Raw genomic sequence first — 15,532 nt, 5'->3', positions numbered from 1 at the left:
TGCCGAAAGGTCCTGGGCCGGGGTGGCAGGCAGCCGCCTTTCTCTGTTGTTGGTGTGCGTGTTGGAGAGCCGTTATGACTGAACCAGAACGAAACCATCTGTCCGGTAAAGCGCTTGATGTCTACAACCGGATGCTGGAGCGGGTGCAAGCCGGGCTGAAACAGACCCAGGATGCCTCCCTCGAGACGCTGGAGGAGGAAATTCGCAAAGCGATCGAATTCGAGTACGAACTGGAAGAGATGACCCGGGAGGAGGCGGACCTTCTGGGGGCCTATCTGCAACGCGACCTGGAGCATTTGCTGCATTTCGTGGAGGAAACCGGGGAAGGCCTGACCGACTGGCTACAGCTCGATATTTCGCTCCTTGAGCATCAACTGGCCGACCAACTCCTGTCCGTGGCCGACAAAACCCTGGTGGATACCCTGGAGCTCCGGCAGAAACTCGAAAATGAGGACGCCGGTCATTACATCTCCGGCGAAGTGGCCACCGCAGGCATGTTCCGTTGCCTCAACTGCAGCCACATGCGATGCCTGACGGCAACCAGTCATCTGGAGCCCTGCGACGCCTGCGGCTCCCACTACTACGAGCGGGTTACGAGCCGGTGGCCGAGGAAGGAGGAATAACCCGTTCCCGCACGAACACCACCAGAATCAGAGCCAGGGTCAGAACCGGCCAGGAGCCCGTTTGCATATAGGGGGTGCTGCCCTGGGCGGTGAATACCTCGCCGGTCAGGGTCGCGCGCTCAAATTGCGGGATGGTTTCGGTGATCCGGCCACGATTGTCGATGATGGCTGTCACCCCGTTATTGGTGCCGCGCAGCATGTAGCGCCCGGTCTCCAGGGCACGCATGCGGGCTATCTGAAGGTGCTGCAGTGGACCAATGGAATTGCCGAACCAGCCGTCATTGCTGATGGTGAGCAGCAGTTCGGCGCCACGGCTGTTGAAGGCGACAAAGTCGGGGTAGGCCACCTCATAGCAGATAAACGGCATGACGTTGATGCCGTTGGCCTGCAAGGGCCCCTGGTACTCCGGGCCCCGGCTGAAGCTGCTCATGGGCAGGTCGAAGAAGCCGATCAGGCCACGCAGCAGTCCCTGGAGCGGGACGTATTCGCCAAACGGCACCAGCTTCTGCTTGTGATAGATGCCCTCGCCGTTGCCAATGGCCATGATGCTGTTGTGGAACGTGAAATCCTCGATGCGGTCGCTGAAACCATACCAGGGAATGCCGGTGATCAGCGTGCTGTTCTCACCCAATTGCTGATCTATGTGATCAATGATTTTGCCGGCCTGGTCCTGAGGGATCGGAATGGCGGTTTCCGGCCACAGGACCAGGTCGGCGTCCCAGTGCGCTTCGGTCATGCCCAGGTAGGTTACGATCTGGTCCTTCAGGAAGTCCGGATTCCATTTGATCTGCTGGGGAATGTTGCCCTGCATCGCGACAAAGCTGGTCGGCTCGGTGCTGACCTGGGTCCACTCAACACGATTCAGGAATGGGCCAAACAGCCAGGGCGTGACCGCGACGACAAGCACGATCCCTGCTGCCATATGACGGAGATGTTTGATGAGCCACCAGGCAGCGTAGAGTGCAACTGCCGTTAGCGTGATCCAGAAGGTGATGCCGTGGACACCGACCAGCGGTGCCAGCCCGGCAAGTGGGCCGTCGGTGTGGGCCGTACCAAGGTAAAGCCAGGGGAAGCCGGTGAGTAGCCAGCCCCGGAGCCAATCGCCAAGAATCCAGATGGCAGGAAACAGAATCAGCCGGCGGACAGAACTGTCCTTCGCGAGCTTGCCCCAGAACCAGAAGGCAAGCGCATGGAAGAGCGCGAGGCCGGCGACGAAAATCACCGTTAGCAGCACAGAAACGGGGATGGAGGTGTTGCCGTACTGGCTGATGCTGATGTAGACCCAGCTGGCCCCGCTTCCGAAGAGTCCGAGTCCGGTAAACCAGCCGGCCGCGAACAGCCGGTCAGCTCGGAGCGGCACGGCGACCAGCAGTATCAGCAAGATCGAGACCGGCCCGAGCCACCAAAGCTCAAACGGCGAGAACGTCAGCGTCTGCAGGGCGCCAGCGGCCACGAGCGTGGCTGCGCGCAGCCAGCGACTGGCGGAAAGTGGGGAGCTCAGTCCCCTGATTTCTGTAGCTTCACTGCTCACTTCGGGTTACCTGCAACAGACGGATGACTCGGTTATCGGCGTTGGCAATAGTAAAGCGCAAGCCACCGAATGCAACCGTTTCACCCCGCCTGGGCAGGTGACCGAATTCCTTGAGTACAAGGCCGCCAATGGTATCGAACTCTTCCTCGTCCAGTTCGGTTTCGAAGAATTCGTTGAAATCGTCGACCGGCGTAACCGCCTTCACTGCGAAGGTGCCGTCGCCCCTGGCCTTGATGTGGGTTTCCTCGTCAAAGTCGTGCTCATCCTCGATTTCGCCGACGATTTGCTCCAGCACGTCCTCGATGGTAATCAGCCCCGCTGTGCCACCGTATTCGTCGACCACAATGGCCATGTGGTTGCGGTTTTCCTTGAACTCCTTGAGTAGCTGATTCAACCGCTTGCTCTCGGGCACAAACGTGGGCGGGCGTAGGATTTCACGGATCTTTGACCAGTTGAGTTCGTTGTTCAGGGCCAGGGGGAGGAGATCCTTGGCCAGCAACACGCCGATGACGTCATCCTGGCTGTCACCGATGACCGGAAAGCGACTGTGGGCGGAGGAAATGATTTCGCCGAGAAACTCTTTTGGGTCTTGCGACGCCTTGACGGTGACCATCTGGGACCGAGGGATCATGATTTCATCCACCCGCATATCGATCACCTGCATCGCACCCTCGATGATGCTCATGGCATCGGTATCGATGATGCTTTGGGACTCTGCGTCCCGGAGAATTTCCAGCACGTCCTCTACGGACTCAGGCCCGCTGGCAAAGGCCTGTGATATACGTTCCAGCCAGGACTTGTTGCCCTGGCTGCGACTCGACTGATCGTCGCTCATGAGTCTTTTTCCGTTTCCTCTGCTTCGTAAGGGTTGCCGAATCCAAGCTGCGCCAACAGCCGGATTTCAAGGGCTTCCATGACCTCGGCATCTTCGTCTTCGATGTGATCGTAGCCCTGAAGATGCAGCATACCGTGAACTACCATATGCGCCCAGTGCGCCACGAGCGTCTTGTGTTGCTCCGCGGCTTCGTGCTCAACAACGGGCGCGCAAATGACAAGATCTCCCGCCAATGGAACCGTTATACCGGCTGGCGCTTCAAATGGGAAGGACAACACATTGGTCGGTTTATCCTTCCCGCGGTACTCATGATTCAGAGTCTGGCTTTCCAGCGCTCCGACGACACGTACGGTCACTTCGGTCGGGTGATCACCCTGCCAGGCGGCCTGTGCCCAGGTCTGGATCAGCGCCTCCTCGGGCACGCCCGAGCCTTCGAATACGTTCTGGAAATCGACGGTCAGCTCGCTCACTGGCTGGTTCCACTCCCGTCATCAAAAGCGTCATACGCTTCAACGATACGCTGGACCAGCGGATGACGGACCACGTCCTTGGCTTCAAAGCGGGTAAAGCCGATACCGGTCACTTTGCCCAGCACGCCAGCGGCGTGAATCAGTCCGGAATTCTGGCCCCGGGGCAGGTCCACCTGAGTGGTATCTCCGGTAATCACGGCAGTCGAGCCGAAACCAATCCGGGTCAGGAACATCTTCATCTGCTCACGGGTGGTGTTCTGGCTCTCATCGAGGATGATGAAAGAGTTGTTCAGGGTCCGGCCACGCATGAACGCCAGCGGGGCGATCTCAATCACGCTCTTCTCGATCAAGCGCGTGACCTGGTCGAAGCCCAGCATCTCATAAAGGGCGTCGTAGAGCGGACGCAGGTACGGATCCACTTTCTGGGCCAGATCACCCGGCAGAAATCCCAGCTTCTCACCGGCTTCCACCGCCGGACGTACCAGCAGGATGCGTTTGACCTGCTCGTCTTTCAGGGCTTCCACGGCGCATGCCACGGCCAGCCAGGTCTTGCCGGTACCGGCGGGCCCAATGCCGAAATTGATGTCGTGGGTGCGGATGTTATGAACGTATTTCTGCTGGTTCGCGCCCCGGGGCTTGGCCTGAAGCTTGGGGGTCTTGATCACCGTGACGGCGCCGTCAAAGGGCACATCTTCGGGCAGGCGTTCGTAGCCGGTTTCCCGGATGAACAGGTGCACCGTATCGGGCGGAATGTCGTCGGTGGCTTCGGTCTCGCGGTACAGATGGCGAATGACCTCCACAGCGGCTGCAACATGCTCGGTTTCGCCCTCGACGCGAAAATGGTGGCCGCGCCTGCCGACTTTAACCTGCAGTCGGCGTTCGATGTGTTTCAGGTTTTCATCGAACTGACCACAGAGGGTTGCCAGTCGACGCTGGTCGACGGGGTGCAGGTCAAATTGTCTGGAATCGCTGGTGTTCAAAAATGCTCCGTTTTCGTTGGCTCCCCTGGCATTCACCAGAATGGGAGTTTGGGTGCCGGTATGGCTTTGGGCTGCGGCCTCAATAAAGCTCGGAGTTCACGGGCCTGCCACGAAGCGAGTTCGCGTAGGCTTCCACGATTTCAACGTCGATGAAGTGGCCCACTACGTCCGGATTCTCGTGGCGGAAGTTTACAATGCGGTTGTTCTCGGTACGGCCGGCATATTCTCCGGGGTCTTTCTTGGAGAGCCCGGTTACCAGAATGCGTTGAGTGGAGCCAACCATCTTGCGGCTGATATCCATGACATTCTGGTTGAGCCGGTCCTGGAGAATCGCCAGCCGCTGCTTCTTGACCTCGATCGGGGTGTCGTCGGGAAGATCCGATGCCGGCGTACCCGGGCGGGCGCTGTAAACAAAGCTGAAGGACATGTCGAAACCGATGTCGTTGATCAGCTTCATGGTGTCTTCAAAGTCTTTCTCCGTCTCGCCGGGGAAGCCAATGATGAAGTCCGACGAAAAACTGATGTCGGGCCGGATCTTCCGCAGGCGGCGTAGCTTTGATTTGTACTCCAGCGCCGTGTGGCCACGCTTCATCGCGGCCAGAATGCGATCGGAACCGCTTTGCACCGGCAGGTGCAAATGACTGACCAGCTCCGGAACCTGCTCGTAAACCTCGATCATCGAATCGGTAAATTCCACCGGGTGAGACGTGGTATAGCGGATGCGGTCGATGCCGTCGATGGCGGCAATCAGGGTGATCAGCTCCGCGAGGTCCATGGTGTCGCCGTCGTGGGTTTCGCCCCGGTAGGCATTCACGTTCTGCCCCAGCAGATTCACTTCGCGCACACCCTGGCTGGCCAGATGCGCCACTTCGGCGATGACGTCGTCGGCCGGCCGGCTGACTTCCTCGCCACGGGTGTAGGGCACCACGCAGAAGGTGCAGTACTTGCTGCAGCCTTCCATGATGGAAACAAAGGCGGACGGGCCATCGGCACCCGGCTCCGGCAGGTTGTCGAACTTCTCGATCTCCGGAAAGCTGACGTCGACCACGCCGACGCCGTTACCCTTGGCGCGAACCTCGGTGATCATGTCCGGCAGGCGATGCAGGGTTTGCGGGCCGAACACCATGTCTACGTAGGGTGCGCGGTCGATAATGGCCTGGCCTTCCTGGCTGGCAACGCAGCCGCCCACGCCGATGATCAGATCCGGCTTACGGTTCTTCAGGGATTTCCAGCGGCCAAGCTGATGAAATACCTTCTCCTGGGCTTTTTCCCGGATAGAGCAGGTATTCAGCAGCAGGATGTCTGCGTCTTCTGGCGTGTCGGTCATCTCAACGGTTTCGCCGGTACGCAGGAGGTCCGCCATTCGGGATGAATCGTACTCGTTCATCTGGCAGCCGTGGGTTTTGATAAACAGCTTCTTGGCCATGGGTCTCAACGTATTCTGGTGGATGGTGCGCCCGGATTTGCGATTCTGGACTGCTGACGCGATCAAAAAGGAACTGCGTATTATAACGGCGTGCTCATTCTTCAACCACCATTGTCTCGGCTTGTCGCTAGATCAATGTGGTATTATTCCTGTATTTCGTATTTGCAGACCTCAATTGAAATGACGCCTGAACGCCTTGCCCGTATCAAACAAACCCTCGACACCCGTCAGCCCGACCTTCGTGTACTGACCGACCAGGTCCACAAACCGCGCAACCTGTCCGCGATCATCCGATCCTGCGATGCGTTTGGTCTGGCCAACATGCACGTTGTCTGGCCCCGCGAGGGCTTCCGGGCCTTCCGGAAAACCGCCGGAGGCAGCTATAACTGGGTGACCACGCACACTCACCGGACCATGGATGCGGCGATTGGCGAGTTGAAAGGGCAGGGGCACAAGCTCTACGCAGCCCAGCTATCCGATCGGGCGGTGGATTACCGAGAGGTGGATTTCACCGTGCCCTGCACGGTTGTGCTTGGCAATGAGGTGGACGGCGTGAGTGCGGATGCGGCGGAGCAGGCTGACGAGCACATCGTGATTCCGATGATGGGCATGGTGGAATCCCTTAATGTGTCGGCGGCCTGTGCCATCATCCTGGCGGAGGCCCAGCGCCAACGCAAGGCTGCGGGTCTGTACGAGTACCGCCGGCTGCCCGATGACGAGTACCAGCGCCTGTTCTTTTGCTGGTGTCAGCCCACCGTCAAACGTTATTGCGATGACCGAAACCTACCGTATCCAGCGATCGATCCGGACACGGGAGAGTTGGTTGACGGTGTCGGCTGGATGAAAGAAATTCGCAAGCTTCGCCATCCCCACCTGGAGCATGCCGACTAAAACGAGACGCAGTCGTCTTGCTGGATGTGTCTGGATTGATTAGTGTTGCGACGACCCACGATTTGCCAGCAAGTTGAGGTTACTGGGCAAGGATTGCCCGAAGATTGATTACCCAATAGACAAGGACTGTCATGCTCATCAAACCCCGCTCTCGCCTGACTGCGAGAGACCTCCCCTTCGTTGAATCGCCTCATCTGGCGGCCCGCCGAGTGAAGCAGGCGCTGGATTCTGGCGCCAGTCCGGAATTGCGCTTTGATCCAAGCGAGATTCCCGGAGTGCCTATTTACAGTAGCCCGGATACAACGCGTGCAGGTCTGTTGTCTGCGCTGGAAGCCGGTCAGGTGATGCTGGTTCTTGATCCCGGCACATCACACGGTGCTATCAATCCTCCAGTACGCTGGCGCCCCGAATCGTCGATTTCCGCCGGGGGGCGTTGGGTGTCGGACTACGCATCAATGCCCTTTCCATTGTTGTCACAGGAACTCGACCGGTTGAACCGCCTTGGTGAAACGCCTGAATCCCTTGCTTCATCCGGAGCCGTGGGCCTAATGCCCAAGCAAACGGGGCAGAGGGCAGGGGCGACGGATGCCGAGGAAGCGTCCGGCCCGACGGACCGAAAACTGTCGCTGCCCCTCGGAGCGGCGGCCGGCATTGCCCCACTTGCTGAGCCAGCGCCGCGGGCCCCTGAGACTCAGGCGGATGACACCGACTTACCCGTGCACCTCACTATTGGGATTTTTTTGGATGGGACGCTTAATAACGCAAGCAATGTCGAACTGTTCAAGCAGAGAGTGGAGCGAGAGTGTCTTGCGCCTTTGCGCGACGATCCGACGCGCTTGGAAGACTGCCAGAAGCGCTTGCGGCTATTGATGGGAGAGAGCTATGCGAATGCGCCGACGAATATCTTCAAGCTGTGGCGCTTGTACCGTGAGCGGGACAAAGTGGGTCGTGGCCGTCGAGAAGTTGGTTTTTCCGTTTATCAACCTGGCGTGGGGACAGAAACTGGGCAACCCGACTCTTTAATCAGTATGGCTACAGGTATGGGGGAAACCGGAATTCTGGATCAGACAGAGAAGGCATCCGAAGAAATTGCGTCTCAAATAGAAGGCTTAGCCGGCTCTGGTGAAGTTAAAAAATTCACTTTCGATATATTTGGCTTTAGTCGAGGTGCAGCTGCTGCCCGACATATGGCGAATGATTTGCTTCGAGGAAGTGAGGGGGTGTTTTTTAGAAAGCTTTCAGAGCGTGGAATAACATGGAAAGGAGAAGTTCGAATAAGGTTTATGGGCCTGTTCGATACCGTTCCTGGTGTAGTTAACTTGAAGCAGTTTGATCTGCATGCAGGCGACGACCGATATGAGCCGATTCAGCTTTATTTGGACCCGGGCCAAGTTGAAGAGGTGGTGCATCTAACTGCCACAGACGAAAGAAGAGAAAATTTTTCGCTGGTAAGCGTTGCTGATAAAGACAAAAAGTTACCACCGAATTTCACAGAGGTTTCCATGCCAGGTGCGCATTCGGATATTGGTGGTGGATATAGTGAGCTGCAAGTGGAGGAAGTGCTTCTCCACCCTCCATTATCAATTAGAGGAAGTCAGGCGAACTGGCACAGAAATACCATGGAATGGGACAACTTGGTTCAAATTCGCGAAGAAATTCTCGCGGAAGGGTGGATTGGAGATCACAGTCTCAGAATTCCGGATGGAGGACCTCCCGATCTTTGGATAAGTGAAGACAGGAGTGAGCATCCCGCACCTGATGGCCGCGTTGAATTGTCTTTACGCATGAAACGCCATATTCGAGGAGACTATTCGCTAGTGGCATTGAGACTGATGCACAATTTATCCCGAGATGCCGGTGTACCTCTGGATCTTATTGACGAACAAGATGGCCAACTTGCATTGTCTGACCACCTTAAAGCAGTGTTCGGGCATGTATGCGAACAGGTTTCGAACGGAAGAACGCAAATAAAATTGGATTCGCAACAGACAAGCCTATTAAAGCAGCGATACGTCCACTATTCCGATCACTACAACCTTTTAGAGGTTCTATTTAGGGATGAGATCTTTCGTCTCGAGATACCATTCGAGTTTCTTCTGCCCTCCCGACCAAGTCGAACAAGAGAAAGATCTATTTATCCCAACCGGAAAGCGGAGTGAATATGCGACTGCGTAAAGTTTTAATTATTGGAATTGCCATCTTGATTGGTGGATGTTCCACTGTTTCAAACTCCGAAACCGTCGTTTGGTATTTTCAGGTGGCCGCACCTCAACGCTATGAGGTATGGGTAGAGCATCTTGAACTTGAGGCATCTGGTGTGCGCCATTGGAGGCAGGCTCCTGGCATTGTCAGCTGTTGTTGGCAGGGAGAGGGAGGCCCCCGAGGAAAAGGTGGGCGAATGGAGCCATTTCCAGACTACATCGGAATTGAATGGTTTTCCTATGCAGAGCAGGTTTTTTATCAGCGATTGGTTAGCCTGCCAGAGGAATGGAAAGAGCACATGCTTGAACTTGCGCCGCAAAAGAACGCGCATGGAGAGGTATACAAGCCCCGAAATACCCTTGTTCTGGGTTTGGCTCCGGGAGGAGAAATCGTCATATGGATCAAAAATCAACTTGGAAACGAAATTGAGATCGCTCGTCTCCAGGCAAACAAAATCGACGGGGACGCGTCAAACTACCAGTCGCGAAGTCGTGATTACCTTGAACGACACGGGGAATACCTGAAAAAACACGGCATTCCCCTCGAGGGTTGGTGATCGCCAGCTCGATCAGACGATTACTCCTCCCGGGCCTCCAGGTACCGCTGCAACTGCTCCCTGAGGGCTTTCGGCAGTCGGGTGATCGTAAGCGCATCCTTGTCCCGGTCGTAGTAGACCGCCTGGTTGACCAGGTCGGAGGAGAAGGAGACGCTCATGCCGCCGCCTGAGCCGGCAATGCGGACGAGTTTTTTGACTTTGCGGTGGTCGGGGTGGAGTACGCCGCTTTCCGGCAGTTCGGCGGTTTGTGACGCGAATTCCTTGAACCGTTGTGGTTCGTTTTCATCGAGGTAGCCAGACAGCGCCTCGATCTCGACCGGCTCCCCAAGGGCATGCTGTTCCTTGCAGAATTCGTAGGCCCGGCTTCGAACTTCGCCGGCTTTCTCCGGTTCCGAGGATTTGGCGAAGGCCTCGACGGCGTCGAGGAAGGTGACGGTTTCCTTTTCCACATCCACCTGATTGGTGAACCCGGCCAGTCGGATGAACAGCTCACCGGGCTCACCGGTGCCGCGACCGTGAACGAGGGTCAGGTAGTTTTCTGAACCGTTCGCTCCGCGCCAATCATCGAGTTCGATACGCACGGCCAGGTTCAGGCGGGAGAGGCTAAGTACATCGGTGGCGTCCAGCGACTGGTTGCCATCGAATCGCAGGGCGCTATCACTTTCCAGGATCAACAGGTAGACCACTTCGGCGTCCGACAGCGTCTCATGGACAATCATCAGGTGTCCCTGGAACTCTTCCTGGCTTCCCGTCAGCAACTCCTGCCACTGGCCGAAGAGCCGGTCGGTCAGGGAGTTGAAGCTTTGCTTGTCATCCAGGTAGTCTTTCAGCCAGCTGCTGAACGGGCACTCGCCAATGTCCTCCGAAAAACGTCCGTATTTCTTGCCCGGCTTGCTGTTGAACAGCCGCTTCATTTGTTTGTGCAGGGATTCGTAGTCGCCACCGGGTTCCGAAAGGGCTTCCCCGGATTGGAGACGGGCAGGCTGCCCTGGCTGATATTGGCTGGCAAAGGCGGTGCGTAGGTGTTTGATGGCCATGCTCGGATTCTCTTGCGACTCGTGCAATAAAAAAGCCCCGGAGGCGTCACTGGCCTGCGGGGCTTGTGTGCAACCCTGGGGTCAGATGCGCTTGCTCCGGATCAACTGTTGTACCAGTTGGCCGACAGCGGCAGGAATCTCCTGATCGCTATCGGCGGAAACGGACGCAGAGGCTACATCGGAACCGAGGTTGACCGCAACGGCGATGAGGCCGTGAGAGGACAACAGTTGGGCTGTCCGGCGGCGATCGTCGGCACCGCCGGCGTTGTCTTCGGTGACTACGACCGCGGTCTTGCCCTGATCGAAGAGTGCACGCTCAACGGCCAGTGCCAGCGCTGGCGCCTGTTTGCCACTACAGCCAATGATCGCCGGCTTCTGAGCCAATCGACGTTCGCGTTCCTCCGGGCTAACCGGATCGAGCGATTCGAGACCGTCTGCGAGACCGGCGATCATGCCTGCGCCAACGGTGACGTTAGTGAGGCGGTCGATCACGATGAAGCTGCCCGTGGCGTGGTTGCGCTGGTAGGCGTCAAAGGCGATGGGCTGGTTCAGGGTGAGTTCGCACAGACCGATTTCGTTCAACTGAAGCTTGCTGGGGTTGGTATTCTGCTCAAGTGTGTTTACGTCGGTCTGGTGATGGATCTTCTTTACCGTGCCGGAGGTAAAGGTTGGCCCGAGTTTGATGTCGTAGAGTCGACCAGTTTCCAGCGGTGCGTCTGTCATCCAGACGATGTTGGCGTTGAAGCGGTTGTCGACTTCCGGCTCGTCCTCCACCTTGACCAGCATGTCACCGCGGCTGATATCGATCTCATCCGTCAGGGTGAGGGTGACTGCCTGGTCGATGTAAGCCTCTTCAAGGTTTCCATCAAAGGTAACAATGTCTTTCACCTTGCTGGTGCGACGGGACGGTAGTGCCATCACCTCGTCGCCCGGGCGCACCACGCCGGAGGCGATAGTGCCGCAAAAGCCGCGAAAGTTCAGGTTGGGGCGATTCACATACTGCACCGGGAAACGGAAGTGCTCGAGGTTCTTGTCTCTGGAGATCTCGACGGTTTCCAGGATGTCCATCAACGGCTGTCCGGTAAACCAGGGCGTGTTTTCGCTCTTGTTGACGACGTTGTCGCCTTCCAGGGCGGAAATCGGCACGAACCGGATGTCCTTCAGGCCGAGTTTGGCCGCGAATGCCAAGTACTCATCCTTGATTTCGTTGAAGCGTTCTTCGCTGAAATCCACCAGATCCATTTTGTTCACGGCCACCACGATGTGGCGAATGCCCTGGAGCGAGGCAATAAAGGAGTGGCGTCGTGTTTGGGTCAGCACGCCGTGGCGGGCATCGATCATCAGGATTGCCAACTGGGCGGTTGACGCGCCAGTCGCCATGTTTCGGGTGTACTGTTCGTGCCCCGGGGTATCGGCAATGATGAACTTGCGTTTGTCGGTCGAGAAGAAGCGATAGGCAACGTCGATCGTAATACCTTGTTCACGCTCGGCCTGAAGGCCATCGACCAGCAGCGCCAGATCGAGCTTCTCGCCGGTGGTGCCCATCTTGGCGCTGTCTGTTTTCAGGCTCGCCATGTGATCTTCGTAGATCATTTTGGTGTCGTGCAGCAGGCGGCCGATCAGGGTGCTCTTGCCGTCATCGACGCTGCCACAGGTCAGCAGGCGCAGCAGCTCTTTGTTCTCGTGTTGCTTCAGGTAGGCCTGAATATCTTCCGCAATCAGATCAGACTGGTGTGACATCTTAGAAATACCCTTCCCGCTTCTTCTGTTCCATGGACCCGGCTGAATCGTGGTCAATGACCCGCCCCTGACGTTCGGAGCTGGTTGCCAGCAACATCTCCTGAATAATCTCAGGCAGGGTGTCTGCCTCGGATTCGATGGCGCCGGTCAGCGGGTAGCAGCCGAGGGTGCGGAAGCGGACCGATTTCATCATCGGCTTCTCGCCTTCCTTCAGCGGCATGCGGTCGTCGTCCACCATGATCAATGTACCGTCGCGCTCGACAACAGGACGCTTGGCGGCGTAGTAGAGGGGAACGATCTCGATGTTTTCGAGGTAGATGTACTGCCAGATGTCCAGTTCTGTCCAGTTGGACAGCGGGAACACCCGAATGCTTTCGCCTTTGTTGATCTTGCCGTTGTAGATGTTCCACAGCTCGGGACGCTGGTTTTTCGGATCCCAGCGATGGTACTCATCCCGGAACGAATAAACCCGTTCCTTGGCGCGGGATTTCTCTTCGTCTCGACGGGCGCCGCCGAATGCCGCATCAAACTTGTACTTGTCCAGCGCCTGTTTCAGCGCCTGGGTTTTCATCACGTCGGTGTGCTTGGCGCTGCCATGCGTGAACGGGCCAATGCCCTGCTTGATGCCGTCCTCATTCTTGTGGACGATCAGATCGAGCCCATACTCCTTCACCTTGCGGTCCCGGAAGTCGATCATGTCCTTGAACTTCCACGTGGTGTCCACGTGCATCAGGGGGAACGGTGGCTTGCCGGGGTAGAAGGCTTTACGTGCAAGGTGCAGCATGACCGCGGAATCCTTGCCGATGGAGTAGAGCATGACCGGGTTGTCGAACTCGGCTGCCACTTCCCGGATGATGTGGATGCTTTCCGCTTCCAGCTGCTTCAGGTGCGTGAGGTTGTATGTGGTCATGGTGTTCCGTTGCCGCGGTGCGGGCCTTTATGGCTGTGCAAATTTGACCTGTAACTATACCAGAGCCAGCAAGGGTATAAGAAGCGCTGCAACTAGAGTTTGACGTTATAATAATATAGCGACAAAGCGGGAGAGGTCGCTGTCACGGCGGGGTTTTGCAGGCCGGAGATCAGGCCGGATTGCGGGAGTCCGCGAGCAACTTGGCAACGTACCGGTCGACGTAGTCGAAGCCATTGCCTTCGAATTCGGAGAATTGAATACCCAGATGGAACTCATCCCGGGCAACCCGGCGCATATGTACGATGTTGCCATCGGCAATAATAGAGACTGGCTGGGTGGCGACCACGGGCACTGAAAAGCGGGTTTTGACGGAAATCCAGTTGCCCGGTGCAGGGGTTTGTTGATCAGGCAGAAGTGCTTTAACGGCTTCCCGGCTGCAGGAAATCATCACGCCGGTCCTGGACAGGTTGGCAACCGAGCAGGTCAGGCAGGAACCATCGGGCTTTTCCACGGTGATTTCAGTGGAAACATCCACCCGTTGCTGATTGCGAAGATTGGTTTTTATGGCGACTGGTTTCATGTTCACTCGTCTGGCGTGGCTGGTTTCAAATGCGGCTGCCTTTCCCATAAATCCCTTCCAGAAAAAATACTTAAGCCCGATAAATCTTAGTTGTTTACTTAATGATCGGCAAGAAGCGTGTCGTTCATTGTGGCAGATTTGTTACTTATTTCTGAACAAGGCGTCACAGATTTTGACGCACGTCACATGAGGCGGCTTTGCCGGAAGTCAGCGAGTGCTGAGAGGCGGGGGTAGAAAAGGAGTGGAGAAAGACCGGGGCGCAAAGCGATGTCGCCCCGGTCTCAAGGCAGGCTGTCAGTCAGAAAGCTTCTTGACCAGAATCTCATTGAAGAGCTTCGGGTTACCCTGTCCTTTGGATGCCTTCATCAGTGGGCCCATAAAGCCGCCCAGCATTTTCTTGCGCTTCTTGGGGTCTTCCTCGCTCCGGTACTGAGCCACCTGGTCGGGCATGCCTGCCAGAACCTCATCGACCATTTTCTCCAGTGCCCCGGTGTCGGAAACCTGTTTAAGGCCCTTGGCATCGATAATGGCATCGACACTGTCGTTTTCCCCGGTCCACAGAGCGTCAAAGACTTTCTTGGCTCCGGCTGAGGAGATGGTGTTGTCGGCAATTCGCACGATCAGGTCGCCCAACTGGGTGCCCGAGATCGGGGACTCCGCCACGGATTTTTCCTCGGCGTTCAGTCGAGCCGAGAATTCGCCCTGGATCCAGTTGGCAGTCAGCTTTGCGTCCTTTCCATGGCTAACCGCGTCTTCGAAGAAGGCGGCCAGTCTGGCATCGCCGCTAAGCAGTCCGGCGTCGTAGTCGTTCAGACCGTATTGTTCCTTGAACCGCGCCTTTCGAGCATCGGGCAATTCAGGGAGGCGGCTGCGGGCATCCTCGATAAAGGCATCGTCGATTTCTACCGGCAGCAGGTCCGGACAAGGGAAGTAGCGGTAGTCGTTGGCTTCTTCCTTGGTGCGCATCGAACGGGATTGATCCCGGTCGCCGTTGTAAAGGCGGGTTTCCTGTTCAATGACGCCGCCGTCTTCCAGGATGTCCATCTGCCGCTCAACTTCGTGGGCAATTGCCTGTTCCATGAACCTGAAGGAGTTCAGGTTTTTGGTTTCGGTGCGCGTGCCCAGCGTCTCCGATCCTTTCGGTTTAAGCGAAATGTTGACGTCAAAACGCATGGAGCCCTGGGACATGTCGCCGTCGCAGATGCCCAACGACGTCACCAGGCTGTGCAGCTTCTTGGCAAACGCCACCGCTTCTTCGGCACTGGTCATATCCGGCTCGGTGACCACTTCAATCAGAGGTGTGCCGGCCCGGTTCAAGTCCACCCCGGTCATGCCATGGAAATCCTCGTGCAGGGATTTCCCGGCGTCTTCTTCCAGGTGGGCGTGGTGGATGCGCACCCGCTTGGTTTCGCCGTTGGCGAGATCCAGATCGACATAACCGGGGCCGACGATCGGGCGCTCAAGTTGTGTGGTCTGGTAGCCCTTGGGCAGGTCCGGGTAAAAGTAGTTCTTGCGCTCGAATACGGAGCGTCGCTCGATCTCGGCGTTCACCGCCAGGCCAAACATGACCGCGTAGCGGAACGCCTGCTCGTTTGGAACCGGTAGGGTGCCAGGCATGGCCAGGTCAACGGCGTTGGCCTGGGTGTTGGGCTCTGCGCCGTAGGCCGTGCTGGAGCCGGAAAATATCTTGGTTTTGGTGGCGAGCTGAACGTGAATTTCCAGCCCGATCACAATATCCCATTGCATGGTGT

At 57.0% G+C, this 15,532-nt stretch carries 14 protein-coding genes; 4 read left to right on the top strand and 10 right to left on the bottom strand.

All coding sequences use genetic code 11. From position 1 onward, the window contains the following. Positions 1–74: 74 nt before the first annotated feature. Entirely contained in the window at positions 75–623 is a 549-nt protein-coding gene (locus KXD86_RS05365) for a zinc ribbon-containing protein (RefSeq protein ID WP_218635027.1), read from the top strand. Here the strand turns inward: KXD86_RS05365 and lnt are convergent. The 5 genes from lnt to miaB form a co-directional block, all read right to left on the bottom strand. After that, on the bottom strand, positions 592–2,154 hold the full coding sequence (gene lnt, locus KXD86_RS05360; protein ID WP_218635026.1) for an apolipoprotein N-acyltransferase: 1,563 nt from the start codon (positions 2,152–2,154) through the stop codon (positions 592–594). The genes KXD86_RS05365 and lnt overlap by 32 nt on opposite strands. Continuing rightward, positions 2,144–2,989: a CorC family transporter gene (locus KXD86_RS05355; protein ID WP_218635025.1), complete on the bottom strand. Its 846-nt coding sequence runs from the start codon at positions 2,987–2,989 to the stop codon at positions 2,144–2,146. Before KXD86_RS05355 ends, lnt begins: the two co-directional genes overlap by 11 nt. Then, positions 2,986–3,459, bottom strand: a complete 474-nt coding sequence (gene ybeY, locus KXD86_RS05350; protein ID WP_218635024.1) for an rRNA maturation RNase YbeY — start codon at positions 3,457–3,459, stop codon at positions 2,986–2,988. Before ybeY ends, KXD86_RS05355 begins: the two co-directional genes overlap by 4 nt. Beyond that, positions 3,456–4,439, bottom strand: a complete 984-nt coding sequence (locus tag KXD86_RS05345) for a PhoH family protein (RefSeq protein WP_218635023.1) — start codon at positions 4,437–4,439, stop codon at positions 3,456–3,458. Before KXD86_RS05345 ends, ybeY begins: the two co-directional genes overlap by 4 nt. A gap of 79 nt (positions 4,440–4,518) precedes the next feature. After that, complete coding sequence (gene miaB / locus KXD86_RS05340; RefSeq protein ID WP_218636734.1) at positions 4,519–5,865, bottom strand: tRNA (N6-isopentenyl adenosine(37)-C2)-methylthiotransferase MiaB; 1,347 nt, start codon at positions 5,863–5,865, stop codon at positions 4,519–4,521. 180 nt (positions 5,866–6,045) lie between these two features. On the opposite strand from miaB, the gene trmH reads away from it, so the two are divergent. The 3 genes from trmH (at position 6,046) to KXD86_RS05325 (ending at position 9,514) form a co-directional block, all read left to right on the top strand. Then, a complete protein-coding gene (gene trmH / locus KXD86_RS05335; protein WP_218635022.1) occupies positions 6,046–6,756 on the top strand; it encodes a tRNA (guanosine(18)-2'-O)-methyltransferase TrmH in 711 nt (236 codons plus the stop codon). Positions 6,757–6,887: 131 nt separating this feature from the next. Then, positions 6,888–8,915, top strand: coding sequence for a T6SS phospholipase effector Tle1-like catalytic domain-containing protein (locus tag KXD86_RS05330; RefSeq protein WP_218635021.1), 2,028 nt, complete (start codon positions 6,888–6,890; stop codon positions 8,913–8,915). A 2-nt stretch (positions 8,916–8,917) separates the two neighbouring features. Further along, complete coding sequence (locus KXD86_RS05325; RefSeq protein WP_228739323.1) at positions 8,918–9,514, top strand: DUF2931 family protein; 597 nt, start codon at positions 8,918–8,920, stop codon at positions 9,512–9,514. Between the two features lie 20 nt (positions 9,515–9,534). Here the strand turns inward: KXD86_RS05325 and KXD86_RS05320 are convergent, their stop codons facing one another. The 5 genes from KXD86_RS05320 to gatB form a co-directional block, all read right to left on the bottom strand. After that, positions 9,535–10,551: a nucleoid-associated protein gene (locus tag KXD86_RS05320; RefSeq protein ID WP_218635020.1), complete on the bottom strand. Its 1,017-nt coding sequence runs from the start codon at positions 10,549–10,551 to the stop codon at positions 9,535–9,537. An 81-nt stretch (positions 10,552–10,632) separates the two neighbouring features. Beyond that, the gene (cysN, locus tag KXD86_RS05315) at positions 10,633–12,291 is read right to left on the bottom strand and encodes a sulfate adenylyltransferase subunit CysN (protein ID WP_218635019.1); all 1,659 of its coding nucleotides are present in this window, start codon (positions 12,289–12,291) and stop codon (positions 10,633–10,635) included. Between the two features lies 1 nt (position 12,292). Beyond that, entirely contained in the window at positions 12,293–13,201 is a 909-nt protein-coding gene (gene cysD, locus KXD86_RS05310) for a sulfate adenylyltransferase subunit CysD (RefSeq protein WP_218635018.1), read from the bottom strand. A 169-nt stretch (positions 13,202–13,370) separates the two neighbouring features. Continuing rightward, positions 13,371–13,781, bottom strand: a complete 411-nt coding sequence (locus KXD86_RS05305) for a PilZ domain-containing protein (RefSeq protein WP_218635017.1) — start codon at positions 13,779–13,781, stop codon at positions 13,371–13,373. Positions 13,782–14,075: 294 nt separating this feature from the next. Continuing rightward, a complete protein-coding gene (gatB, locus tag KXD86_RS05300; RefSeq protein WP_218635016.1) occupies positions 14,076–15,527 on the bottom strand; it encodes an Asp-tRNA(Asn)/Glu-tRNA(Gln) amidotransferase subunit GatB in 1,452 nt (483 codons plus the stop codon). Positions 15,528–15,532 lie beyond the last annotated feature (5 nt).

Source organism: Marinobacter arenosus (genome assembly GCF_019264345.1).
GTDB classification, from domain to species: domain Bacteria; phylum Pseudomonadota; class Gammaproteobacteria; order Pseudomonadales; family Oleiphilaceae; genus Marinobacter; species Marinobacter arenosus.
This window is presented reverse-complemented; position numbering and strand designations above follow the sequence as displayed.

What these genes read in the sequence shown, in the direction of transcription:
- KXD86_RS05365 (WP_218635027.1), top strand. Translation starts at nt 75, where the DNA reads ATGACTGAACCAGAACGAAACCATCTGTCCGGTAAAGCGCTTGATGTC.
- trmH (WP_218635022.1), top strand. Translation starts at nt 6,046, where the DNA reads ATGACGCCTGAACGCCTTGCCCGTATCAAACAAACCCTCGACACCCGT.
- KXD86_RS05305 (WP_218635017.1), bottom strand. Translation starts at nt 13,781, where the DNA reads ATGAAACCAGTCGCCATAAAAACCAATCTTCGCAATCAGCAACGGGTG.
- miaB (WP_218636734.1), bottom strand. Translation starts at nt 5,865, where the DNA reads ATGGCCAAGAAGCTGTTTATCAAAACCCACGGCTGCCAGATGAACGAG.
- KXD86_RS05355 (WP_218635025.1), bottom strand. Translation starts at nt 2,989, where the DNA reads ATGAGCGACGATCAGTCGAGTCGCAGCCAGGGCAACAAGTCCTGGCTG.
- KXD86_RS05320 (WP_218635020.1), bottom strand. Translation starts at nt 10,551, where the DNA reads ATGGCCATCAAACACCTACGCACCGCCTTTGCCAGCCAATATCAGCCA.
- KXD86_RS05325 (WP_228739323.1), top strand. Translation starts at nt 8,918, where the DNA reads ATGCGACTGCGTAAAGTTTTAATTATTGGAATTGCCATCTTGATTGGT.
- cysN (WP_218635019.1), bottom strand. Translation starts at nt 12,291, where the DNA reads ATGTCACACCAGTCTGATCTGATTGCGGAAGATATTCAGGCCTACCTG.
- cysD (WP_218635018.1), bottom strand. Translation starts at nt 13,201, where the DNA reads ATGACCACATACAACCTCACGCACCTGAAGCAGCTGGAAGCGGAAAGC.
- KXD86_RS05330 (WP_218635021.1), top strand. Translation starts at nt 6,888, where the DNA reads ATGCTCATCAAACCCCGCTCTCGCCTGACTGCGAGAGACCTCCCCTTC.
- gatB (WP_218635016.1), bottom strand. Translation starts at nt 15,527, where the DNA reads ATGCAATGGGATATTGTGATCGGGCTGGAAATTCACGTTCAGCTCGCC.